General features: G+C 67.4%; 18 protein-coding genes and 1 pseudogene. 11 read left to right on the forward strand and 8 right to left on the reverse strand.

The window, feature by feature from the left end; translation table 11 throughout:
* From GSE44_RS19670 to GSE44_RS25830, 3 genes and pseudogenes are all read right to left on the reverse strand, one after another.
* Nucleotides 1–317, reverse strand: a pseudogene (locus GSE44_RS19670) (helix-turn-helix domain-containing protein); the annotation flags it as partial.
* 160 nt (nucleotides 318–477) lie between these two features.
* Nucleotides 478–1,713, reverse strand: a complete 1,236-nt coding sequence (locus tag GSE44_RS19675; RefSeq protein WP_235924968.1) for an OprO/OprP family phosphate-selective porin — start codon at nucleotides 1,711–1,713, stop codon at nucleotides 478–480.
* A gap of 105 nt (nucleotides 1,714–1,818) precedes the next feature.
* Entirely contained in the window at nucleotides 1,819–1,998 is a 180-nt protein-coding gene (locus GSE44_RS25830; RefSeq protein ID WP_235924970.1) for a hypothetical protein, read from the reverse strand.
* Nucleotides 1,999–2,294: 296 nt separating this feature from the next.
* On the opposite strand from GSE44_RS25830, the gene GSE44_RS19680 reads away from it, so the two are divergent.
* From GSE44_RS19680 to GSE44_RS19700, 5 genes are all read left to right on the forward strand, one after another.
* A complete protein-coding gene (locus GSE44_RS19680; protein ID WP_159350541.1) occupies nucleotides 2,295–2,654 on the forward strand; it encodes an ArsR/SmtB family transcription factor in 360 nt (119 codons plus the stop codon).
* On the forward strand, nucleotides 2,651–3,088 hold the full coding sequence (gene arsC / locus GSE44_RS19685; protein ID WP_159350542.1) for an arsenate reductase (glutaredoxin): 438 nt from the start codon (nucleotides 2,651–2,653) through the stop codon (nucleotides 3,086–3,088). The genes GSE44_RS19680 and arsC overlap by 4 nt, the downstream gene beginning before the upstream one ends.
* On the forward strand, nucleotides 3,085–4,179 hold the full coding sequence (gene arsB, locus GSE44_RS19690) for an ACR3 family arsenite efflux transporter (RefSeq protein WP_201306150.1): 1,095 nt from the start codon (nucleotides 3,085–3,087) through the stop codon (nucleotides 4,177–4,179). The genes arsC and arsB overlap by 4 nt, the downstream gene beginning before the upstream one ends.
* 129 nt (nucleotides 4,180–4,308) lie before the next feature.
* Nucleotides 4,309–5,541 (forward strand): MFS transporter, encoded by a 1,233-nt coding sequence (locus GSE44_RS19695; protein ID WP_159350543.1) that lies wholly within the window; start codon nucleotides 4,309–4,311, stop codon nucleotides 5,539–5,541.
* A gap of 138 nt (nucleotides 5,542–5,679) precedes the next feature.
* Complete coding sequence (locus GSE44_RS19700) at nucleotides 5,680–7,020, forward strand: hemolysin family protein (protein ID WP_201306151.1); 1,341 nt, start codon at nucleotides 5,680–5,682, stop codon at nucleotides 7,018–7,020.
* A 99-nt stretch (nucleotides 7,021–7,119) separates the two neighbouring features.
* Here GSE44_RS19700 and GSE44_RS19705 read toward each other — a convergent pair whose 3' ends face one another.
* Both GSE44_RS19705 and GSE44_RS19710 read right to left on the reverse strand, forming a co-directional pair.
* Nucleotides 7,120–8,154, reverse strand: a complete 1,035-nt coding sequence (locus GSE44_RS19705; RefSeq protein WP_159350544.1) for a Bug family tripartite tricarboxylate transporter substrate binding protein — start codon at nucleotides 8,152–8,154, stop codon at nucleotides 7,120–7,122.
* Nucleotides 8,155–8,205: 51 nt separating this feature from the next.
* Nucleotides 8,206–9,177 (reverse strand): Bug family tripartite tricarboxylate transporter substrate binding protein, encoded by a 972-nt coding sequence (locus GSE44_RS19710; RefSeq protein WP_159350545.1) that lies wholly within the window; start codon nucleotides 9,175–9,177, stop codon nucleotides 8,206–8,208.
* 140 nt (nucleotides 9,178–9,317) lie between these two features.
* On the opposite strand from GSE44_RS19710, the gene GSE44_RS19715 reads away from it, so the two are divergent.
* The 3 genes from GSE44_RS19715 to GSE44_RS19725 all read left to right on the forward strand — a co-directional run bounded on the left by GSE44_RS19715 (nucleotide 9,318) and on the right by GSE44_RS19725 (nucleotide 15,406).
* Nucleotides 9,318–11,027, forward strand: a complete 1,710-nt coding sequence (locus GSE44_RS19715) for a thiamine pyrophosphate-binding protein (protein ID WP_235924971.1) — start codon at nucleotides 9,318–9,320, stop codon at nucleotides 11,025–11,027.
* 201 nt (nucleotides 11,028–11,228) lie between these two features.
* Nucleotides 11,229–11,453, forward strand: coding sequence for a hypothetical protein (locus GSE44_RS19720; protein ID WP_159350547.1), 225 nt, complete (start codon nucleotides 11,229–11,231; stop codon nucleotides 11,451–11,453).
* A 1,919-nt stretch (nucleotides 11,454–13,372) separates the two neighbouring features.
* Nucleotides 13,373–15,406 carry a right-handed parallel beta-helix repeat-containing protein gene (locus tag GSE44_RS19725; protein ID WP_235924972.1) on the forward strand — a complete coding sequence of 678 codons (2,034 nt, stop codon included), beginning with the start codon at nucleotides 13,373–13,375 and terminating at the stop codon, nucleotides 15,404–15,406.
* 444 nt (nucleotides 15,407–15,850) lie between these two features.
* Here GSE44_RS19725 and GSE44_RS19730 read toward each other — a convergent pair whose 3' ends face one another.
* The 3 genes from GSE44_RS19730 to ptsP are packed head-to-tail and all read right to left on the reverse strand — an operon-like array spanning nucleotide 15,851 to nucleotide 21,158.
* On the reverse strand, nucleotides 15,851–17,695 hold the full coding sequence (locus GSE44_RS19730) for a PTS fructose transporter subunit EIIBC (protein ID WP_159350549.1): 1,845 nt from the start codon (nucleotides 17,693–17,695) through the stop codon (nucleotides 15,851–15,853).
* 32 nt (nucleotides 17,696–17,727) lie between these two features.
* Nucleotides 17,728–18,678, reverse strand: coding sequence for a 1-phosphofructokinase family hexose kinase (locus GSE44_RS19735; RefSeq protein ID WP_159350550.1), 951 nt, complete (start codon nucleotides 18,676–18,678; stop codon nucleotides 17,728–17,730).
* Nucleotides 18,675–21,158 carry a phosphoenolpyruvate--protein phosphotransferase gene (ptsP, locus tag GSE44_RS19740; protein ID WP_159350551.1) on the reverse strand — a complete coding sequence of 828 codons (2,484 nt, stop codon included), beginning with the start codon at nucleotides 21,156–21,158 and terminating at the stop codon, nucleotides 18,675–18,677. Before ptsP ends, GSE44_RS19735 begins: the two co-directional genes overlap by 4 nt.
* 315 nt (nucleotides 21,159–21,473) lie before the next feature.
* Between ptsP and GSE44_RS19745 the strand changes: the two genes are divergently transcribed.
* From GSE44_RS19745 to GSE44_RS19755, 3 genes are all read left to right on the forward strand, one after another.
* Nucleotides 21,474–21,713 carry a hypothetical protein gene (locus tag GSE44_RS19745; protein WP_159350552.1) on the forward strand — a complete coding sequence of 80 codons (240 nt, stop codon included), beginning with the start codon at nucleotides 21,474–21,476 and terminating at the stop codon, nucleotides 21,711–21,713.
* Nucleotides 21,714–22,067: 354 nt separating this feature from the next.
* Nucleotides 22,068–22,262 (forward strand): hypothetical protein, encoded by a 195-nt coding sequence (locus tag GSE44_RS19750; protein WP_159350553.1) that lies wholly within the window; start codon nucleotides 22,068–22,070, stop codon nucleotides 22,260–22,262.
* A gap of 39 nt (nucleotides 22,263–22,301) precedes the next feature.
* Nucleotides 22,302–22,466: a hypothetical protein gene (locus GSE44_RS19755; protein WP_159350554.1), complete on the forward strand. Its 165-nt coding sequence runs from the start codon at nucleotides 22,302–22,304 to the stop codon at nucleotides 22,464–22,466.
* Nucleotides 22,467–22,897: the final 431 nt, after the last annotated feature.

The raw sequence follows: 22,897 nt of genomic DNA on the forward strand, positions 1-22,897 counted from the left end.
CCGGGCGGCTCGGAACAGGTCAGGGCCAGCACCTTGGCCACCGTCGCGGTGGCCAGCGGCGCCCGGCCAGGCTTGCGCGTCTTGTCGCGCAGCAGCCCGTCGACACCCTGTTCGGCATAGCGCACCTACCACCGCCAGACCCCGGGGCGGCTGACGCCCGCGCGGCGCGCCACCTCCAGAACCGGCAGCCGCTCAGCGGAGAGCAGAATGATGTTGGCCCGCTGTACATGCTTGAGCGGGCGGTTCCGGTCGCCAATGATCGCAGCCAGGTGGGCGCGATCCTCAGATCCAACGATGACACTGACGGTCTGGGCCATGCCCAGAGAATTCCAGCGCAGCGCCCCCTTGTGAATCCTCCGTCTGGGTCAGTGCACTAGCTGAACAGCGAACCCCTGACCTCGTCCTTGCCCCGCCATCCAACCCAAACAGCGAATCACGCCGGCAGGTCAGACACCAGAGGCCGATTTCAGCACCCTGCTAAAGGCTGAAAATCGCGCGCAGCCCGACAGCCTCGAAATCGCGCTTGCCCGTGAACAGATCGGTTGTGCCATTCTGATACTGCGCGGCAAGTCGAAGCTGGCGTGACAGGTACCAGTTCATTCCCACGGTCCAGATGCTCTGCTTGCTGCCTCGCGATCCATCCCGCAGATCAACGGTGCTGTAGCGCGCGGCGAGCTCCAGTACGCCCCAGTTGTTCGCGGAAGGGTTGATCCAACCTTTGGTGGCCGGACGCACCCAGGTTCCATCTTCCTTGTTGCGCTCGCGCGCCGGCCCGATCAGCGGATAGGCGCCCTGGATGTACCAGCCCTCGAAACTGCGGTCGCCACCGTCGGTGGCATCGATTTCGACGCGTTGCCACAGCGCCTCGAAATAGAGTGGGCCTAGCCGGCCGGCGAGTTCCGGCCCCACGGCGATGGCGTGGTCCGCAGGGATCGAGCCGCTGTCGAGCAGGCGCCGGCTATCCACGCGAAGCTCGGGAAAGTCGCGCAGCCTGACGGCTGCCGGGCCAGGGTTGGTGCCTGGGTGGAGCTGCGCCGCGAAATCAGCGCCGAGTTGCAGTTGCAGGTTCGGATGAGAAAGTGCGAGCACGACCGCGCGGCCGGCCACGCCACGCTGGCGATCATCATTCGGCGTCGAGGCCACTCCGCCGGTGACATAGCCGCTAGCGTTCCAGCGGGCGCCGCCACTCCCGATCGCGCCATTCCCCTCGATGCCGACGGCCAAACGCGTGTCGCCCGAAGCTAGGCTGCTGGCGATGCTGGTGATGGATGTCCGTTCCATGAACAGCAGGTCGAGCGAGCTGGCGGCATACTCGGGCAGATGTTGCGGCGTGAACGCGCCGGCTCGGATCGTCGCCCATTTGAGGCCGGTATAGGCGATCTGCGCCTCGAACAGGTTGCTGTAGTCGTTCGGGCTGGCTCCACCGAAATCCCAGGTGAAATTGTAGGAGAAATCCTGCAGCACCGTCCCGCGGACCCCCAGCCGCCCGCGCCGCAAGTTGACGCCGCTGCGATAGCCGCCCGGCACGTCCTGACCGAAATATGATCCGGCATCGGCATCCAGGCGGAGGACCGGCGAAGCCGTGAAGGCCCCGCCTCCGAGGTGCAGCGTCGGCTTTGCGTCGTCCCAGACCACGCCGTCCTGGCGCGGCGGCGTAGTCTGGTCCTGTGCGGCGGCAGGGGCAGCGGCCAACACGGCGAAGGCCAGACACAAAGCACGAGACATCAGCGAACCCTCCGGTTTTCGTGCCGGGCGTCCGTTGTTCCTCAGCCCCGCCCCCGCGCAACCGCAGTGGCTGCGGTCACGTCAGGGGGGAGATCAATTCCTCCCTTCCGCGTCGTCGCGGAACTCACTTTCCGGTGCGCCATCCTGCGAATTCGGAGGCGTTCCAGATTGCTCATCTCTCTGTTCTAGCTTCTTCTGCGCCTTCGCCCTGGCCTTCGCTTCCTTGGCGTTGTTTCGCTGCGCACGTTCAAAGTCGTAGTTCGGCTTCCGCAATTTCAGTCTCCCGTAAATCCCTTAGGATGCCGGCTCCTTACCATGAGCCATGGGATGATGGCGGGGTTTAACCGCCCAAATGTCACCCGAAACACATTTCTCCCAGGTCGACCGCGTGACGGAGGTTCCCGGGCCTGGTGCATGATTGAAGCCCGCCCGGTGGGTTCGGCCTCCATGCCCCTGCACGCATGATGTGGTTCCTACCCTTGGGGGAGAGCAAGAACCATCGAAGTCTTGCAAATGGCCCGCCCCGCCGCCATAATACGATTCAACTCGAAATATCGTAAAATTGCAGAATGGATGCCAGTCAGGCTGTCGTGGCGCTCGGCGCCCTCGCCCAGGAGACCCGCCTCCAGGTTTTCCGCATGCTGGTGGAGCAGGGGCCGGACGGCCTGCCCGCAGGTGTGATCGCGGAGCGCCTGGGCCTGCCGCCCTCCTCGTTGACCTTCCACCTGCAGCAGCTTTTGCGTGGCGGCCTGGTCACCCAACGCCGGGTCAGCCGCCAACTCTTCTACGCGATGGTTCCGGACGCGATAAACGGCCTTGTCGCCTATCTCACCGAGCATTGCTGCGGCAGTCAGGCGATCTGCGGCCCCGCCTGCGACCCCACGGCCCCTGATGCCCGCCCCGCCAACATCAACGAGGAATGCCGATGACCGTTACGATCTATCACAATCCGGCCTGCGGAACCTCGCGCAACGTCCTCGCCCTCATCCGCAACTCCGGCGAGGAGCCGGAGGTCATCGAATACCTTAAGACGCCGCCGTCTCGGGAGCAGCTGGCGGACCTCGTCCGGCGCATGGGCATCAGCCTCCGTGACCTGCTCCGGCAGAAGGGCACGGCCTATGACCAACTCGGGCTCGGCGATCCGGTGCTGACCGACGACCAACTGCTCGACGCCATGATGGCGCATCCCATCCTCATCAACCGGCCCATAGTGGTGACGCCGCTCGGCGTGCGGCTGTGCAGGCCGTCGGAGGCGGTGCTGAACATCCTCCCGGACGAACAGCAGGGTGCCTTCGCCAAGGAGGACGGCGAGAAGGTCATTGACGACCAAGGTCGGCGCGCGGCGCCGGGGAATGCGGCATGAGCGCGGCCGCGCAGGGCGAGGCTGCCATCCAGCGGCGCCGGGCGGCGATGGGCAGCTTCGAACGCTACCTGACGCTCTGGGTGGCCTTGTGCATCGTCGTGGGTATCGCGCTCGGCGCCCTGCTTCCCGGCCCGTTCCAGACGCTCGGCCGCATGGAGGTCGCGCAAGTCAACATCCCCGTCGCCCTGCTGATCTGGGCCATGATCGTGCCCATGCTGCTGCGCGTGGACTTCGCCGCCATGGGCCAGGTTGCCCAGCACTGGCGCGGCATCGCCGTCACCCTCGGCATCAACTGGCTGGTGAAGCCCTTCTCCATGGCGTTGCTGGGCTGGCTGTTCATCGGCTGGCTGTTCCGGCCCTGGCTACCGGAGAATCAGATCGACAGCTATATCGCCGGGCTCATCCTGCTGGCCGCGGCACCCTGCACGGCCATGGTGTTCGTGTGGTCACGCCTGACGGACGGCGAGCCGAACTTTACGCTGAGCCAGGTGGCACTCAACGATGCCATCATGGTCGTGGCCTTCGCGCCCGTGGTCGGCCTGCTGCTCGGCCTCTCCGCCATCACGGTGCCCTGGGACACGCTGCTGCTGTCGGTGGTGCTCTACATCATCGTGCCGGTCTTCGCGGCGCAGATCTGGCGGCGCTGCCTGCTGGCATCCGGGGGCGCGGCGCGGCTGGAGCGCACGCTAAAGGCGCTGAACCCGGTGTCGCTGGTCGCCTTGCTGACCACGCTGGTGCTGCTGTTCGGCTTCCAGGGCGAGCAGATCCTGGCGCAGCCGCTGGTCATCTTGCTGCTCGCCGTCCCCATCCTGATCCAGGTCTACCTGAATGCGGGCCTCGCCTACGTGCTGAACCGGCAGTGCGGCTCGGCGCACAGCGTGGCGGGGCCATCAGCCCTCATCGGCGCCAGCAACTTCTTCGAACTGGCCGTCGCCGCCGCCATTAGCCTGTTCGGCTTCGAATCCGGCGCCGCGCTGGCCACCGTGGTTGGCGTTCTGGTAGAGGTGCCGGTCATGCTTTCGGTGGTTCACATCGTGATGCGCAGCCGCGCCTGGTACGACCGCGGGGCGAGCCGGGCGGCGGCTGGCTAGCCGCCCCGCCGCCATTTCGAATCCACCCGACATGGCTACCTTGGCCGCCATGCCGATCGATGTGCCGGTGATCCGCTCCGCCGACAGTTTCCTGCCTGCTGGGCGTGACCAGGGTGGGCCAGCCGCCCAATGAGGGCATCCCCCAGCCAGTGGCGTGCGCCGCTTCCCGGTAGCCGGGGCTTTGTCGCCGCCATCGTCGCCGCGCAGGTCCTGACCCAGATCGGCGCCTTCACGCTGCCGGCCCTTCTGCCCGCCTACATCGAAGGATGGGACCTGACCAAGACCGAAGCCGGGTGGCTCGTCGGCATCTTCTTCGCCGCCTATGTACCCGCGGTGCCGGTGCTGCTGTCCCTGACGGACCGGGTGCCGGCCCGGCGCGTCTATCTGGTCGGCACGGCGCTCACGGCGCTTTCCCATCTTGGCTTCGCCCTGGTGGCTGAGGGCTTCTGGTCCGGCCTGCTGATGCGCGCGCTGGCCGGGATCGGGTGGGCGGGTGCCTATATGCCCGGCCTCAAGGCCATTGCCGATCCGCTGGAAGGAGCGGCACAGTCGCGCGCCGTTTCCTGGCATGCCGCGGGCGTCGGCATTGCGGGCGCCGTCTCCTTCGCAGCCGCCACCCTGTTCGACTTCCTGGCCGGACCAGGCGCTGCCTTCCTTTTCGGCGCTGTCGCCGCGGCCACAGCCTTCGCCATTGCCGCGGCGGTCATGCCCCGCATGCCACCGCGGCAAACGGGGACGGCGACGGGCGCGCTGCTCGACTTCCGGCCGGTGTTCCGTAACCGCCGGGCGATGGCATGGATCGTCGGCTACACCGTTCACACCTGGGAACTGACCGCCCTGCGCGCCTGGGGCGTCACATTCCTCGCCGCCACCGCGTCCCGGCTCGGCGCGCCGGATTGGATGCCCGGGCCGGCCGTGTTGTTCACCGCGGCAGGGCTTGCGGGCATCGCCGTGTCCGTCACCGGCAATGAGACGGCGCAGCGCCACGGGCGCGGCCGGGTGGTGCTTTGGGCCATGGGCAGCGCGGCGGCGCTGTCGCTGCTCGCGGGCTGGACAACGGGGCTGTCCGTCGTCATGGCCGCTCTGCTCGTGCTGCTGTGGAATGCCGCCATCTACCTGGACAGTGCAGCCCTCACCGCCGGGACGGTGCAGGCGGCGGACAAGAACCTCCGGGGGGCAACGATGGGGCTGCACAGCATGGCGGGCTATGCTGGCGGCTTCCTCGGCCCGCTCGGCGTCGGATGGGTTCTCGACTTGGCGGGTGGCGATGGCGTGCTCGGCTGGGGCCTCGCCTTCGGCCATCTTGCGGTCGTCACGCTCGCCGGCCTCCTCATCGTCCGGCGCCTGGGGCGGGCGGGCTGACGCGCCAAAGGCCTGGGTGCGGCGCTACGGACGGCGCAGCACCAGCCGACTGGACTTGAAGGACACCGCTACGCCGCAGGCACCGCGGCGACGTTAAGCTCGATCGGATCCCCGGCACCCCTCCGGATGCCGCGGTTTATGGAGGATGCCCTGCTCGAACTCGCCATCGTCCTCTTGCTTGTCCTGCTGAACGGCGTCTTCGCCCTTTCGGAGCTTGCCCTGGTCTCGGCGCGGCGTCCGCGGCTGCGTGCTATGGCCGAGGCCGGCCGCCCCGGCGCCAGCACTGCCCTGGCGGTTGCAGAGAACCCGGGCCGCTTTCTTTCAACCGTCCAGGTCGGCATCACCCTGGTCGGCGTGCTGGCGGGCGCCTTCTCCGGCTCCGCCCTCGGCGGGCGGGTCGCGGCCTGGCTGGCGGGGCTCGGGGTGCCCCAGGCGGTGGCCGAGCCGGCCGGGTTCGGGGCCATCATCGCCCTCGTCACCTACCTCTCCATTGTCATCGGCGAACTCGTCCCCAAGCGCCTGGCGCTGCGCGACGCGGAGGGCCTAGCCTGCCGCGTCGCACCGCTCATGGCGGTGGTGTCGCGCGTCGCAGCCCCGGTCGTCTGGCTGCTCGACACCTCCAGCAACCTGATCTTCCGCCTGCTCGGCCTCGGCGACGAGCCGGAGGAGCGGGTGACGGACGAGGACCTGCGTGCGCTGGTCACCGAAGCCGAGCGCCAGGGCACCATCCAGACGGCGGAGCGGCGCATGATCGCGGGCGTGCTGCGCCTCGGCGACCGGCCGGTGGTGGGTGTCATGACTCCGCGCGGCGAAGTGGTTTGGCTCGATGCGGGTGCGAGCGAGGACAGGGTTCGCGAGATCCTCCTCCGCACGACGCATTCGCGGCTCCCTGTCGGCGAAGGCTCGCCGGATGCCATGATCGGCGTCGTCCCCTCGCGCGAACTGCTGGCGGCGCTGGTGCGGGGCGAGCCGCTCGAATTGCGAAAGCGGGTGCGGAACGCGCCGGTCGTGCCCGCAGCCGCCGACGCGCTCGACGTGCTGGAGACGCTGCAGCGGGCCGAAGTTCCGATGGCGCTGGTGCATGACGAATACGGTGACTTCGAGGGCATCGTCACCCCCGCCGACCTGGGCCATGTCATCGTGGGTGCCTTCCGCTCCGAAGCGGATGACGAGCCGGCGGCAGTGCAGCGCGAGGATGGCTCATGGCTGCTCGCGGGCTGGATGCCCGCCGATGAGATGGCTGAGCGCCTGCGGATCGCCCTCCCGGCCCAGCGCAGCTACCAGACGACCGCCGGCTTCATCCTCCAGGCCATGGGTCACCTGCCGCGCGCGGGGGAGGCCGCTGAGGCGCAGGGCTGGCGCTTCGAGGTCATCGATCTGGATGGGCGGCGCATCGACAAGGTGCTGGCCGCCCCGGTCCAGCCCGGCACTACCCTCATGGCCCGCCGCCCCGGGGCCGGCCCGGCGCCGCGGACTTAGGTAAATTCGCCTTCCTCCTCCTGACCTACCGCCGAGGGCGGGCTGGAGCATCGCTTCCGCCCGCCGGACGCCGCCGGGCGGAAGCCCTTCCGGCGAGCCTCAATCCAGGCTTGCGCCCGAGACGCGCACGGCTTCCTGCCAGATCGGCGCATCGGCGCGCATCGCCGCCGCGAATTCGGCGGGCGTGCTGCAGACCGCGGTGGTCCCGAGGCGCTCAAGCTTTTCGCGGAAGCCTGCATCGGCGCAGGCGGGCTTCAGCTCACCCGCGATGCGATCGATGATGGCGACGGGAACGCCGGCCGGGGCGGCAATGCCGTTCCAGGTTTCTGCGCGGAAGCCGGGATAGCCCTGCTCGGCCACCGTCGGCACCTGCGGCATGGCCGGCGAGCGCTCGGCACCCGAGACGGCAAGCACGCGGATCGCGTCCCCCTGCACATGCGGGATCATGTCCGAGGTGTTGCCGAAATAAGCGGCGAGGCGGCCGCCGAGCAGGTCCTGCATCGCCGGCGATCCACCGCGATAGGGGACATGCTGCATCTCGATCCCCGCCCGCTGCAACAGCAGCGCCATGACCAGATGCGTGGAGGAGCCGGTGCTCGCCGAGCCGTAATTGAGCTGCCCACCCTGCCGCTTGGCCAGGGCCACGAACTCGCCCAGCGTGCGCACGCCGAGGCTGGCGCTCACGCCGATGGCCAGCGGGTTGGAGGCCACGATCGACACCGGCGCGAAATCCCGCTCGGCGACGAAGGGCACCGTCGTCAGCGCCGGCAGCATCACCATCTGGGACGCGCTGGCGGTCAGCAGCGTGTATCCGTCCGGCGCGCTCCGCCGGACAGCCTCCAGGGCGATGGTCCCGTTGCCGCCGCTGCGGTTCTCGACGACGATGGACTGCCCCAGCCGTGCCGAAAGCCATTCCGCGCTGAGCCGGGCGATGCTGTCCGTCACCCCGCCCGGCGCGAAGGGCACCAGGAGGCGGATAGGGCGGTCCGGCCAGACGGCCTGGCTCGCGGCCGGCCGGGGAAGGCCCGCCAGGACGAATCCAAGCGCCAGCAGCCCGGCCAGCGCGCAGGGGGAGCGGAGCCGGCCCCGGACAGAAGCCCCGCCGCGGGATGGGCGAAGGTGATCGGAAGGCATCGGTGTGGACTCCTGTACGGGAAGATGGAGAGGCATCCTGTGGAAAGGCCCCTATCGCGTGGCGGCGGGTGCGGCGTTGACCACCCCCGCCCACTGGTCCATCTCCGCGCGCAGCATCTGCCGGTACTCGGCCGGCGTGCTCGAGACCGCGATCGAGCCATAGGTGCCCATGCTGCGCTGGATCTCCGGTGAGCGCGCCATCTCCGCCAGCAGCCCGGCCAGCCGATCGACGATGGGTTGCGGGGTGCCGGCCGGGGCAAAGAGGCCGTTCCAGGATTCGGCGTTGAAGCCGGGCACGCCGCTTTCGGAAACCGTCGGCACATCCGCGGCATAGGGGCTGCGCGCCGTCGTCGTCACTGCCAAGGCGCGCACCGTGCCGGCCTGCATCTGCGGCAGGGCGTCCGACATGTTGGCGAAGACCATGTCCACCTCGCCCGCCACCACCGCCAGCGCGGCCGGCGCGCCGCCGCGATAGGGCACATGGAGGAACTGCGTTCCGGTCCTCTGCTCGAAGACGCGGACAGCGAAATGCATCAGCCCGCCGACGCCGCTGGAGCTGTAGGTGAGGCTGTTCGGGTTCCGCCGCGCATGCGCGATCAGCTCCTGGATCGACCGGACCGGAAGCGTAGGCTTGACGAGCACCACCTCAGGATTGGTGTTGATGATGCTGATCGGAATGAGGTCGCGCAGCGGATCGTAGGACAGCTTGTCCACGACGGGCGAGATCGAGATGGAACCGGTGCTGCAGACGCAGAAGGTGTAGCCATCCGGCGCCGCCCGCACGACTGCCTCAGTACCGACGATGCCGCCGGCCCCGCCGCGATTCTCGATGACGATGTTGGTGTTCAGCGCCTTACGCAGATACTCGGCCGTTGCCCGCGCGACGGAATCCGTGTTGCCGCCGGGGGCGAACGGAACCACGAAGCGGATGGGCCGGTCCGGCCAGGCGGATTGCGCCAGGACCTGGCCAGGATTTAACAGCAGCCCCGCCGCCCAGGCGGCCAGCAGCAACACACCCCGCATTCTTCATTCCCTTCCCGCAGCCATGCCTTGACCGTCGAGCCGGCGATCCGTCCCAAGTCAGCGTTGCTTAATCAGATAGCTTTGTCAAAATGGCATTTCCGCCCGCCGGCCGCTGCCGCGGGCCAGGCTGGAGACGACGAGTGGATCACATCGCTGCCACCCCAACAGGCCAGGCCGGGCCCGCGTTTCGCGAAGGCGGCCGCATCCTCGTCGATGCCTTGCGCATCCATGGGGTCGATCGCGTCTTCGGCGTGCCCGGTGAAAGCTCCCTGCCGATCTTTGATGCATTGCGCGATCCCGCGGCCGGGGTACAGTTCGTGGTCTGCCGCCATGAAGCCGCCGCCTCCCACATGGCCGAGGCCGACGGAAAGATGCTCGGGCGGCCCGGTGTCTGCCTGGTCAGCCGCGGGCCCGGCGCCATGCATGCGGCGGTGGGCATCCACACCGCCTTCATGGATTCCACGCCGATGATCCTTCTCATCGGCCAGGTGCCACGCCGCTTCCGTGGTCGCGGGGCCTTCCAGGAGATGGATTACACCCGCGTCTTCGCCTCCACGTCGAAATGGGCTGCGGAGATCGAGGATCCTGCGCTGATCCCGGAATATCTCAGCCGCGCCTTCCACATGGCGGTCAGTGGCCGGCCCGGCCCTGTCATCCTCTCCCTGCCCGAGGACATGCTGGAAGAGGAATGCGCCGTCGCGGACCTGCCGCGCTTCGTCCCCTCGACGCCGGCGCCACAGCCGGACCTGCTGGCCCGCATGCGCATCCTCCTGCAGGAAGCAAAGAGACCGCTCGTGGTCCTCGGCGGAACGGGCTGGACGCCGCAGGCCTTTGATGACCTGCAGGCCTTCGTGACTGCGAACGACCTGCCGGTCGCCGCCGCCTTCCGCTCGCAGCACCTAATCGACAACCGCAGCGAGAACTACATCGGCGATCTCAGCCTCGGTATGCATCCCGACGTGGCGGCGCGCGTCGCTGGGGCAGATCTACTTCTGGTCATCGGCGATCACCTCGGGGAGGTCGTCACCCGTGGCTACAGGATCGTGACGCCGCCACAGCCGCAGCAGCGCCTCATCCACGTGCATCAGGATGGCGACGAGTTGGGGCGGGTGTTCCATGCGGAGTTGCCGATCCAGTCCGGGGCTGCGCCCTTCGCCGCGGCGGCCCGGCAACTGCCGCCGGTGGATGCCTCGGCCTGGCGGGACTGGCGGCGGGAGGCGCGGGAATCCTATGAGGCGCGGCATAGGCCTCCGCCTGCCTCCAACGCCGGTGTGGATCTCGCGCAGGTCTGCATCTTCCTGCGCGACCGGCTGCCGCCTGACAGTATCGTCACGAACGGTGCCGGCAATTATGCGGGTTGGGTCCATCGCTTCCACTCGTACCGGCAGCTCGGTTCCCAGCTCGCACCGAAATCCGGCTGCATGGGCTATGGGTTGCCGGCGGCCATCGCAGCCCAGCTCCGCTATCCCGACCGCAAGGTCGTGGCCTTCGCAGGAGACGGTTGCTTCATGATGGCAGCGCCGGATTTCGCGACGGCGGTGCAGTACGGCCTGCCCGTCGTGGTGATCGTGGTCAACAACGGCATGTACGGTTCGATCCGGATGCATCAGGAGCGCCGCTATCCCGGACGTCCCAGCGCGACGGACCTGCGCAATCCGGACTTCGCCGCCATGGCTATAACCTTCGGCGCGCATGGGGAGCTGGTGACCGAGACGGCCGACTTCGCCCCGGCCTTCGAAAGGGCGCTCGCATCCGGCCTGCCAGCCCTGATCGAGCTTCGCACCGATCCGGAGCAGATCACGCCGGATGCCACGATCTCCCGCATCCGGGGCACGGCCGTTCCGGCCTGACGCCACCGAAGCGCATGGGTTCACCGGGCGGTGGCGCGGCCTCCGCCCGGGACGGCCGACTCAGACGGAAGGCCAGCCACCATTCCTTTCAGGAATGAAAAGCATTCCTCCCATGCAGTGGATCGGGCGCGGCTTCCGGCTCATATGGCTCGTCGACAGACGACGACACGGTGCCGTCGCCATCCACAAAGGATTTGAGCGATGTCCTCCTTCAGCTTCTCCAAGACCCTGCGGACTCTCGGCCTGGCCGCGGCCCTGATGAGCCCCATGGTCGCAGACAGCGCCTTCGCCGAGGGCGAATACGTTGCAGGCCCGACCGCGGTTGGCTCCTCGACCCAGAGCAGCGGCCGCACGCTGCTCGCCGGCAATGGCTATCAGACGCTTGAGCAGACCGGTGCTACGGGCGGTGGCGGCCAGCACAGCTGATCAGGCGCAGCGGGCAGGGCCGGCAAAGCCCTGCACCTCTGATGCGGATTGGGGCTGCCGGTCATGCCGGCAGCCCTTTTCGCATGAGCGCGACCCCTGCCACCGCCTGCTCCAGGGATGGTCTGCCCGCTGCACGAAGGAGTGAGCACCGGCCCCGCGCGCCAGCGAAGGGAGGCGGGGCACGTTGACCGATGACGGCCGCACCCGCGGCCGCCACTCACCCGGGATCCACAGAGATGTTGTCCTCCAAACCAGTCAGGTTCTTCGGCATCCTCGGCCTCGCAGCCCTCCTCGGCGGTCCTGTCACCGTGCAGGACGCTGCCGCGCAAACATCGTCCACAACTGGCGCTTCGGCCGAACGGGGACAGACCCGCGCCCAGGCCAGTTCCCAGCGCCGCCGCGCCCCGGCACGCCGGAACAGCGCCACAGCGCGCAACCGCACAACCCCGACGGCCCAGCAGAGTGGCGCCACCGGCGGCGGCGGCCAGCACAACTGATCGCCGACTGCGAACGCGTTCCAGCTCTGGGGCCGCTGGCGGTAGCTTGCGGCCCTCCTTCAGGGCAAGAGATCTCGTCGCTGCTGCACTAGCGACGAGCAGCTTCCCGCTTCGTCAACCTGTCGCTCGGTACCCCCTCTCCGCGTGGCGCGATCCCGGCGGCGTTCGGGAGAGCATGAGACGCCAGGAGCGGCTTGAAGCAGAGCGATTTGTCGCCGCCCAATTAAGAGCATCCTGCACGCGAACACTCGCGCGGCTGAGGTCGGTGGCGCGTTCGGCGAAGACGACGCAGCGTACCTTCGCGCTGCCAGTCGTCACCTTCGGCACGGTCAGCTTGTGTCATGCTGACCGTGCAGACGAATGCTGGAACGATGCCGACGCATTTCGCACAGAGGTTTCCGGCCAAGTAAGCTGCCAGCGGTGAACGTGGCGTTCAGTTTCCGCCAGTGCTGCACAGCACATGCACATCTTCGCCGTGCAGGATCCTAAGCCGCGACTCTCGCGCATGTCGGCGAGCCTGAACCCGGCGGAGGGGATGGCGCCAACACAATCGGTCGCATCGCGACACTCAGAACTGCTGCTCCGCTAGCGGACGTCGCCGTGGGCTCTTCGAGAATCATCGGCAACCTTCGCGATGTGCCGCCTCAAAGACCGCGAGCACTGCAGCGCGGCACCGGCAGTTGGGACTGCATCGCAGATCGCCCTCACCACCACCCGGCTGGCCGACGCCTGACAGGATGAGGAGTCCGAGGCCACCAACCAGAGCGAGGGTGACGGCGAAATTCTACCATTGCGCGAGTGGACGGAACGTGCCATCAACTGAACTCACGAAAACGCGATCAGTATAATATGTGCCTCCGGGACACCACCTGGGCCGGGTATCATCTTTTACGGAGCGAAACATGTCGTTTATCAGAACAGATTAACATTACGATTTAATACTGTTTATCGCCTCTTGCCCACGCTACGCAGCTTCGCTAGGTCTTTTGTGCCCACATCATGGACGGCACGATTTTGACTGACGAATTTATGCCTATTACTGAATCTCTCGGGGCAAAACACAGTCTAGTGGACTCCAGTGCTTCACAGCCTGGACGCCGGGGACCATCCGATACTGGGTGCCCGGTTCACGTTCCGCGTGCATAGGGCGATTTTCTTGAACTGAGGCATCTCGGGACAGTTCCGGATGCAGCACAGGCATTGGTCGGCTTGAACAAGCCGGGTATGGCTGCGCGTCAATAGTCTAATCCAGCGTGACACCAGCTCTTCACGCTGCGATTGCATCTACGCGTCTAATGAAATCCACAACATTATAGACGAACATCGGGCGTTTTACTCGATTGGTCTGCGCAGAAGGCCGAAATCTTCTGTCTGGGGCAATCCACGCTTGTGATTCATCTATATTTCACAAGGATACTTACTTTGGCTCAGTATGGTGTAGTTTCCGGCTCTAAGCCCGCTGGTGCGATCGAACTCGCTGTTGGTTCCAACTATCAGCAGATCGTCAATAGTGCCCCGACCGGGTCGACCTTCTGGTTTACCTCGGGCACGCATCGCGAAGTGTCGATCCAGCCCAAGGATGGCGATGTGTTCCTGGGCGCCCAGGGCGCTGTGCTGAACGGGTCGGAGCTGGTCACCTCCTTCGCCAAGTCCGGCTCCGCCTGGGTGATCAGCGGCCAGACGCAGGAGGGTGCGCGTAACCTGACCGGTTACACCGCCGATGGTGCCCAGCGCGGCGGATTTCCGGAGACCGTCTTCTTCGATGACAAGCCGCTGACGCCCGTCGATGCCCTGTCGAAGCTGAAGGCAGGAACGTTCTACTTCGACTATGGCGCCGACAAGATCTATCTTGGTAGCGACCCGACCGGCCATAAGGTCGAGACCGGCCAGAGCTCCTTCGCCTTCAACGGCACGGCCGACAATGTCACCATCAAGAACCTGACGATCGAGAAGTACAACGCCCCGGCCCAGCACTCGGCCGTCGATGGCGGCAGCGGTGATGGCTGGGTCATCCAGAACAACGAGATTCGCCTGATCTATGGTGTTGGCGCCAATATCGGCGACAACGGCAAGATCATCGGCAACTACATCCACGACAATGGCGAGATGGGCCTTGATGGTGGTGGCGCCAACATCGTCGTCCAGGGGAACGAAATCGCCCGCAACGGCTACTGGTCGGGCATCGACATGAGCTGGGAGGGCGGTGGCACCAAGTTCACCGAGACGACGAACCTCCTGGTCAAGGACAACTACTCGCACGACAATGCGGGGAATGGCCTCTGGACCGACATCAACAACTACAAGACCACCTATGACGGCAACCTGGTGATCAACAACGCCCTCGGCGGCATCAGCCACGAGATCAGCTACGACGCGGTCATCAAGAACAACACTGTCATCGGCAACGGCTTCAACAGCATCGGCGACGGCACTGCCGGCAACCCCGTCTGGCTCTGGGGCGGGCAGATCCAGGTTCACAACTCGCCGAACGTGGAAGTCTTCGGGAACTACGTCAACTCGACGAATGCCGGCAATGGGATCAGCCTGATCGAGGAGGATCGCGGCTCTGGTGATCGCGGCGCCTATCTCATCCGGAACGAGAACATCCACGACAACATCATCGTGAATGCCTCGGGTAATGGCGGCAACGGCGGCGAGAGCAACGTCAACAATTCCGCCTACATCGACGGCGGCAGCACCTGGAACAACAACAAGTTCTACACCACCGATGGGCATTTCAACTGGGGTGACGCGTCGAACACCTACACCCAGTTCGAAGCGGCCACGACCGGGACGAACTCCTTCGGCTCGGCCAGCTCGGCCCCCGCGGCCCCGAATCTGAGCCGCTGGATGCCAGGCTCGAGCACGGCGACGCCCGCGCCAACCCCTGTCGAGGATACGACGCCAGCGCCGACGCCCACTCCGACGCCAGCACCCACCACCCCGGCACCGACGCCTGCTCCGGCACCGACGCCGACGCCGACCACCGGCAACAGCGCCGATATCCTGGGTACCAAGAGCAACAACACCCTGAACGGCACGTCCAAGGGCGAGAAGATCTCGGGCCTCGGCGGCAATGACACCATCGACGGCAAGGCCGGCAACGACACCATCGATGGCGGGACCGGGAACGACAAGATCAACGGTGGGACCGGCAACGACAAGATCACCGGAGGTGCCGGAAGCGACACCTTGACCGGTGGTGCCGGGAACGACCAGTTCATCTTCAGCAAGGGCTTTGGCAGCGACAGGATCCAGGAGTTCTACGCCGAGGGAACGGGGACCAACCACGACGTCCTCGTCTTCAGTCATGATCTCTTCAAGGACTTCGCGGATGTCATGGCCCATGCCAAGACGGTTGGTCAGAACACGGTGATCTCCATCGGGTCCGACCAGCTGACCATCGTGGATACGGTCAAGGCCGAGTTCCACGCGGACCACGTCTGGTTCATCTAGGCCCGCCGAGCACCGCGTCTATTGGGGCCGGTCCGATCGTACCGGACCGGCCCCTCAGGCACGACTCAACTCCCGGCAAATCAAGCGATGCTGTCGCGCATTCAGATGGATGCGCGACAGCTCGCCCGAATCCTTCCGCAATGTCTCGTCCGATGAGCCGCCACCGGGAGCCAGCGCCGCCAGGACGAGCGTCACTCGCGGGACCGCGGCTGTGCCAACCGGCGATTACCGCCGTGGGTTTGGCGAGAGCGGAAGCATGCGACTGGCTAGGCCATGACTCAGCGGCACCCGTGCATCCGATTCACTGACTGCGATGGAACTTGACCGGACAGGATCATATTCGTGGTCGGGCATGAAGCGGCGCGTTCTCCTGGTTCTCAGACTCCGTCACCGGAGAATCAGCGCACCCCGCTCACTACGTGACAGCAGACACCCCCGAGTGCCTCAACTTCCCTCAACCTCCTCGGACGGAAGCTTCACCAGGGCCACCAGCGCCGCCGCGACAACGGTTCCGGCCGCTATGGAGGCCAGGTACATGACAACATTCCCGACCGCGCCCGGGATCAGCAGCACGAACATGCCGCCATGAGGTGCCCGGAGCGTGCAGCCAAAGAGCATGGAGAGCGCCCCGCTCACCGCGCCGCCCACCATCATTGTCGGGATGACCCGTAACGGATCGCGCGCCACATAGGGGATCGCCCCCTCCGAGATGAAGCAAAGGCCAAGCACACCCGTCGCCTGCCGCGCCTCGATCTCGGATCTGACGAACTTGCGCGGGGCAATGAAGGTCGCCAATGCCAGCGCAAGCGGAGGCACCATCCCTGCCGCCATGGTCGCCGCCATCGGCCCGAAGGAGGAGGAGGAAAGCAGCCCCACCGTGAAAGCATAGGCTGCCTTGTTCACTGGACCGCCCATGTCGAAGCACATCATCGCGCCTAACAGGGCGCCCAGCAGCACAGCATTGGTGGACGACATCCCGCCTAACCAGGCGGTTAGCCCATCCATGATCCCCTTCATCGGTGCGCCGACAACATAGACCATGAGCAGCCCCGTGGTCGCAGTCGCCAGCAGCGGGATCACCAGCACTGGCATGAGGCCCTGGATGCCTTCGGGCAGCTTCACCTTGTCCGCTATCAGCCGCGCCGAGTAACCCGCGATGAAGCCGGACACGATGCCGCCTAGGAACCCTGCCCCAAGTTGGGAGGCAAGCAACCCGCCAATCAGCCCCGGCGCCAGTCCTGGACGGTCCGCGATGGAATAGGCGATGAAGCCTGAGAGCACCGGCACCATCAGAAGGAAGGCCGCCCCGCCGCCGATCTGCATCATCGCCGCAGGCAGGGTCCCCGGCTCCTTGAAGGCCTCGATGCCGAAGACGAAGGAGATTGCGATGAGCAGCCCGCCCGCCACCACAACCGGCAACATGTAGGACACGCCGGTCAGCAGGTGCTTGTACGGGCCGGACTGGGCCTTGCCGCCCGCACGCGCCGGTTTCACGGCCCGGGAAGTTGATGAGGCGTCCCCGGCCGGTGCTTCCGTGGCCAACGCCGCCTCGATCACCGCCAGCGCCTTCTTGAGCGCCGATCCCGTATCCGTCTGGTACAGCGCCTTGCCCGCGAAGCGCGACAGATCCACCGCCGTGTCAGCCGCGATGATCACTGCATCCGCCTGGGCGATCTGCTCATCGGTCAGGACATTCTTCGCGCCGACTGAGCCCTGGGTCTCGACCGCAATGTCATGTCCCATCGCGGAGGCCTGCCGCTTCAGGGCCTCTGCGGCCATGAAAGTGTGTGCGATGCCCGTCGGGCAGGCCGTGATTGCCACCAGCCGCTTGCCGGAAGCCGGCGTTGTGACGGGCCTATCAGCGCTGCCCGGCGGGGCCACCGCCGGAGAGTGAGCCGTAGGACTTACCGCTGGGGCCGGAGCCGGGGCATCAGAAATAGTAGGCGCCGGCTCGGCCGTCTTGGAAGCAATCGATGCCGTTCTGCCCAGCGCCAGCGCTGCCTGAATTGCACCCGCCGGATCACGGATGGCCGACGCCGTGCTCGTCACATGCATCCGCCGCGCGCCCAGTGAGCCGAGATCAAGCGGCGTGTCGGTCGCCAGCACCACGCCATCCGCCGCCATCATCACCGCGTCATCCACCCAGGCCGCGGTGCCGGCGCCAGGATCGACCACCCGCGCATCGATCTCGTGCCCCAGCAATGCCGCCTGCTTCTTCAGCGCCTCGGCCGCCATCACCGAATGCGCGGTGCCCGACGTGCAGGCCGTCAGGGCCAGGATCCTGCTCATCTCACAGCCTCCCACGCGTCACGGCATGCATCTCAGGTCGCATCCGGCAGCACCTCCACCTGCACCTTCCCGGCCAACGCCGCGATCTCCGCTGCATCGGGCAAGCGCGGTCCCAACGTCGAAAGTGCGCCGAGCGAGAAGGCCGTCGCCAGCCGCGCGCGCGCCACCAGGTCCAGACCGCGCAACACGCCCATCAGCCAACCGGCGACCATCGCATCCCCGGCGCCAACCGTGGAGCGAAGCACCTGTGGTCGCCCGACTGCATGAACGCGCCTGCCGCCATCCGCGAATACAGCGCCATCAGCACCGAGCGAGACGATCACCGTTCCCACACCGCGCGCCTGCATCCGCCCTGCCGCACCCGCCGCATCGGCCACCCCGGCGATGCGCTCGCCCAACAGCTCGCCCAGTTCCTCGCCATTCGGCTTGATGCAGTCCGGCCCTTCCGCGAGCGCCGCCGCGAAGGGCGCGCCTGAGGCATCTAGGAGCACCCGCGCACCCGCCTGCCGCACCTCCCGCAGCAGGCGCGCATGCAGGTCCGGCGAGGCACCCTTCGGCAGCGATCCGCAGAGCGCCACCCATCCCACTTCGGCCGCGATCGAACGCACGGCGTCGGCCAGCGCGTTCTCACGCGCCCCATCCACGGCGAAGCCGGGAAAGTTCAGGTCGGTGACGCGCTCGTCATCCTCGATGATCTTCACATTCGTCCGCGTGGCGCCAGGGACGGAGAGAAAGCGGTCTACGATCCCACCCATGGCGAGGAAGCTGCGGAAGCCTGCCGCATTCATCTCACCCAACCACCCCGTGGCCAAAACCGGCACCCCTGCGCCTTGTGAAGCCAGGAAGGCGGCCACATTGATCCCCTTGCCGCCCGGATCCTCCTGCGCCTCGCGCACCCGGTTCACCAGGCCGGGCGTGAGCACGCCCAGCCGCGTCGTCAGATCCAGCGCCGGGTTCGGCGTAACGGTGGCAATGCCTCTCACGAAAGCGCCCTCACCTCGGCCGCCGTGCCGCAAGCTAGCGCCCTTTCGGCCAGCCGCTTCGCATCGGCCATCCACAACCCCCGGATGCGCGCCTTCAGCTCGGGAACCGCGGGCGGGCTGACGGAGAGCTCATCCACCCCCAGCCCGACGAGGATCGCGCAGGCTTCGCGCTCGGCGGCGAGGTTGCCGCAGACACCCACCCATTTGCCCGCCGCATGCGCCGCCTGCACCACCTGTCCGATCAGCCGCAGCACGGCGGGGTGCAGCCCATCCGCTTTGGTCGCCAGGGCCGGATGCATGCGGTCCATGGCCAGTACGTATTGCGTCAGGTCATTCGTGCCGATGGAGAAGAAGTCCACCTCGCGCGCCAGCACATCCGCCATGGCCGCGGCCGAGGGCACCTCCACCATGATGCCCACCTCCATCGGCGGTGCGCCCAGCTCGGAACGCACGGCCTCCAGCGCCGCACGGCCCTCGCGGTATTCCTCGACGCTCGCGACCATTGGGAACATCACCTTCACCGCCCCGGCCGGCGCCGCACGCGCGGCGCGCGAGATGGCGCGGAGCTGCGGACGGAACAGGTCCGGCCGCTGCAGGCAGAGGCGCAGCCCGCGGATTCCCAGGAACGGGTTGTCCTCCCGCGGGAGCCGCAGATAGGGAACCTCCTTGTCGCCGCCGATATCCAGCGTGCGCACGATAAGCGGCAGGCCGCGCAGCGCCTCCGTCATCGCGTGCAGCGCCTGGAACTGCTCCTCCTCATCCGGCGCCGCCTCCCGGTCGAGGAAGAGGAACTCGGTGCGCAGGAGGCCAACACCTTCCGCACCCGCCGCCACGGCAGCCGCGGCCTCGGCGGGAGTGCCGATATTCGCCACAGTCTCGAGCCGCCGGCCGTCTCGCGTGAAGGCAGGGCGGTAGGCCGCCTCCCTTGCCTCCGCATCGGCCGCCTGCCGTTCAGTGCGCGCGGCCTCGGCCAGGGCGCGGTCCTGCTCATCCGGCTCCGGGAGGAGCACGCCGCCATCGCCATCCAGCACCGCCTCCGTGCCATCGGGAATCCGGAGGATCCCCTCCCCCAAACCCGCGACAGCCGGCAGGCCCAGCGCGCGTGCCAGGATGGCCGTGTGCGAATTCGGTCCGCCCACTGCGGTCGCCAGCCCCAGGACGCGCCTGGTATCCAGCCCCGCCGTATCGGAAGGCGCCAGGTCTTCCGCCACCAGGATCACGGGATGATCCGGCAGCACGAGGCTTGGCGCCTCGGCCGCGCCCGAGAGGATCCGCACCACCCGCGCCCCGACATCGCGCACGTCCCGCCCGCGCTCCGCCAGCAGGGCATCGCGAAGGGATTCCATCTCCTGGGCCCGCGCCTCGGTTACCGCCCGCCAGGCTGCAGCGGCGGAGATGCCCTGCGCCACGCGCGCTCGGGCGGCGCCCACAAGCTCCGGGTCATCCACCAGTTCCTGATGCGCCAGGAAGATCGCCGCCTGCTTCGATCCCGAGCGGGCTGAGACCTCGGCCTGGAGGGCCCGCAACTCCTCATGCGCGCGCGTCAGCGCCACATCGAGCCGCTGCGCTTCTGCCGCCGGGTCGCCGATGGGCGCCATATCGGCGACTGCTGGCGCCGCGTGGCGCAGACGGTGCGTGCGCGCGATCGCCAGCCCGGGCGAGGCCGCGACGCCCCGTCGTACCGCGCCTCGATAAGGAACGATCGCCGTGGTCCGTGCGACAGGGTCCGGTTCCTCTGCTTCATCCGCGTCGCCCAGCCCGGCGGCCACGGCCTCAGCCAGGGCCCGCACGGCCGCGGCACCATCCGCACCGCGCGCCGCGATCTCCAGCAGCGCCCCGCGCTCGGCGCCGAGCGTCAGCAGGGCCGCCATGGATTTGCCATTGGCGAGCTTTCCGCCATGCCCGACGAGCACCTCGGCCGCAAAGCTCTTGGCCAAGGTCGCGAAGGCGGTTGCCGGCCGTGCATGGAAGCCGGCATGGCCCACGATCTCGGCCGAGGCGCGGTGGTCATAGCCCTCCGGCATCTGCGCGGCGGCAGCCGGCGGCGGCGGGGCCGCGCCGCCCAGTGCCCGCAGGATCTCGCCCTTGTCGCGGGTGCGCCCCAAGGCCTCGGCCACCTCGGGCTCCTGCAGCACGCCGGTCAGTGCCGCCAGGACCTGCACATGCTCGTCCGATTGCGCCGCGATGCCGATGGCAAGGTGAACCACCTGCCCCTCATCCCAGGTGACGCCGCCCGGAAACTGCGCCACCGCCACCGCAGTGCGCCGCACCATGCCCGCATCGCCACGCAGTCCATGGGGAATGGCGATGCCGCTGCCGAGATAGGTCGGCACCTGGCGTTCGCGCGCCAGCATGCTCTCGGCATAGGAGGGTTCGACGCTGCCCTCACCCGCGAGGATTGCGGCGGTCTGCCGGATGGCGTCCTCCTTGTCCCGGGCATGCAGCCCCAATCGAACCAGGGACTCAGTGATCGCCACCATGCGCGCCTGCCTCCTTGCGTCCCCGGCCGTAACCGAGGAACGCGCGAATGCGGAAAAGAAAGCGTCGCCTGGAGAGTTTCGCTCCTCATCCGGCGCCGAGGCCGAAACGCGCCCAAGCCCGACCATTCCGAGGGGAGCGGCCATGGCTGCGGAGTGCTTGTTGGCAAGGTCGCAGTGATCACAGATGGAGAGAGCGGCATCGGGTACGCCATGACCTATGCGGCGCGGATGCGGACCTGGTGATCAGCGACAGCAACGTGCCGGATGCGCGCAAGGGAGACGCAGCACTGGGCGGAGCAGGCCGGGTGCAGATGCGTGCTGGATCCCGGTGTCTTCAGCAAACCGGATGACGGCAGCGGCGGTGCCGATCTCGCTCAGTGTCTGGAACGCCCACAACTCGGCGAACCGCCTGATCGCGCTGCTGGGGAGAATGGTGCCAGGGTCATGGCACGGCTGGCGGCATTCCTGCTGCTCTGTGTCGGCGTGCAGATTCTGAGCAACGGGTTTCAGGACCTGATGATCCCTGTCTTCCGGCTCCCCCAACCGCCGGGCTGAGCGAGCGCTCGCCAGGCGGCGGGCACGGATGAGGGCTTGCCGACTGCCCACGGAACAGGGCGAGACGACACCTCCATACCGTCCAGCCGCTCCTTCCGTGACATCGCCGGCACTGGGATCGCGCGCCTCGTGGCCTTTCACCTTCGCGGCATATCGCAAGCGGGCGCCCGATGCACAGCAAGCGAGGCCTCGGAAGAGCAGGCCCGTCCTGGAGCGGGCTACGTCCGCGTCGTGCCTCGCTTCGGGCATACACATCATAACCGCACGGCATTGGAGCGCCCAACCGCCCTAGCCCAACTTCCCCGCACGAGCCGCGGCACATCGCCGCAGGGCCCGCGGAGCGGAGAACCCGTCATGCGCAAGCTCTTCGCCGCCTTGGCCATCACCCTGATCGCCGGCGCTGCCACGCCCTCCTTTGCCGAGAGCGAGGACGATGCCGGCGGCTCCAGCCCGTCGCCTACCTGGCCCCAGACTGGAAGCCGCACACTGCTGGCCAGCAACAGCCAGAACGGTGTCACCAGTGCCGATATGGGCCGCCAGGACGCCTAACCGTACGGCACCACCCCATGCTGCTTCAGGAGAAGAAATATGTTTGAAATCTTCACCCTCGGCGCTCTCGCTTCGGCTCTGATCGCAGGGCCGACCCATCCCGCCGGCGCTGAGGTCGAGTTCGTCGCCCGGCCGGTCGTGTCCAAAGCCTGGGGCAAGGACCCCGCCGGTGATGCACCCAGCGGATCGCGCCAGGAAGATTGATGCCCCGCCTGGCGGCCGCCGGCACGGATCAGCCCCGCAAAGAAGACCGGCACGATGATGAGCAACCCAGGACCAGCGGGTGGATCGACACCGCCCGCGCAACCTCCCTTCACGTTTTCCGCACCCCTGACCGGCCGCGCGGGATCGTTCCACGCGCTGGCGCCCACCTTCGGATCCGCGGCTGCGTCCTGGGGTGATCCGGGGGCGGACCGGGACCTTTGGAGGCAGATTTCACGGCGCTGGATGATGTCGGTCGCGACGCGGCCGGCAACCCTGGCTCCGCCCGTCGATGGCCGCATCGCGTGACAGCCGGTGGTCAGGCCCTCTCATAATGACGCAGGCGCAAGACGTCGGCGCATTGTCCGGCTGCCTGGCATTACCGTGGAGGAAGTTGCGCGATGCGCCTCGAAGCTCTTCTTGCCGGCCTTCTG

It is taken from the genome of Muricoccus harenae (genome assembly GCF_009848505.1).
Classification (GTDB): Bacteria; Pseudomonadota; Alphaproteobacteria; order Acetobacterales; family Acetobacteraceae; genus Roseomonas; species Roseomonas harenae.

Excerpts from the sequence above, each read along its gene's own strand:
- GSE44_RS19680 (WP_159350541.1), top strand. The coding sequence starts at position 2,295 with ATGGATGCCAGTCAGGCTGTCGTGGCGCTCGGCGCCCTCGCCCAGGAG.
- arsC (WP_159350542.1), top strand. The coding sequence starts at position 2,651 with ATGACCGTTACGATCTATCACAATCCGGCCTGCGGAACCTCGCGCAAC.
- arsB (WP_201306150.1), top strand. The coding sequence starts at position 3,085 with ATGAGCGCGGCCGCGCAGGGCGAGGCTGCCATCCAGCGGCGCCGGGCG.
- GSE44_RS19695 (WP_159350543.1), top strand. The coding sequence starts at position 4,309 with ATGAGGGCATCCCCCAGCCAGTGGCGTGCGCCGCTTCCCGGTAGCCGG.
- GSE44_RS19700 (WP_201306151.1), top strand. The coding sequence starts at position 5,680 with ATGGAGGATGCCCTGCTCGAACTCGCCATCGTCCTCTTGCTTGTCCTG.
- GSE44_RS19705 (WP_159350544.1), bottom strand. The coding sequence starts at position 8,154 with ATGCCTTCCGATCACCTTCGCCCATCCCGCGGCGGGGCTTCTGTCCGG.
- GSE44_RS19710 (WP_159350545.1), bottom strand. The coding sequence starts at position 9,177 with ATGCGGGGTGTGTTGCTGCTGGCCGCCTGGGCGGCGGGGCTGCTGTTA.
- GSE44_RS19720 (WP_159350547.1), top strand. The coding sequence starts at position 11,229 with ATGTCCTCCTTCAGCTTCTCCAAGACCCTGCGGACTCTCGGCCTGGCC.
- GSE44_RS19730 (WP_159350549.1), bottom strand. The coding sequence starts at position 17,695 with ATGAGCAGGATCCTGGCCCTGACGGCCTGCACGTCGGGCACCGCGCAT.
- ptsP (WP_159350551.1), bottom strand. The coding sequence starts at position 21,158 with ATGGTGGCGATCACTGAGTCCCTGGTTCGATTGGGGCTGCATGCCCGG.
- GSE44_RS19750 (WP_159350553.1), top strand. The coding sequence starts at position 22,068 with ATGCGCAAGCTCTTCGCCGCCTTGGCCATCACCCTGATCGCCGGCGCT.
- GSE44_RS19755 (WP_159350554.1), top strand. The coding sequence starts at position 22,302 with ATGTTTGAAATCTTCACCCTCGGCGCTCTCGCTTCGGCTCTGATCGCA.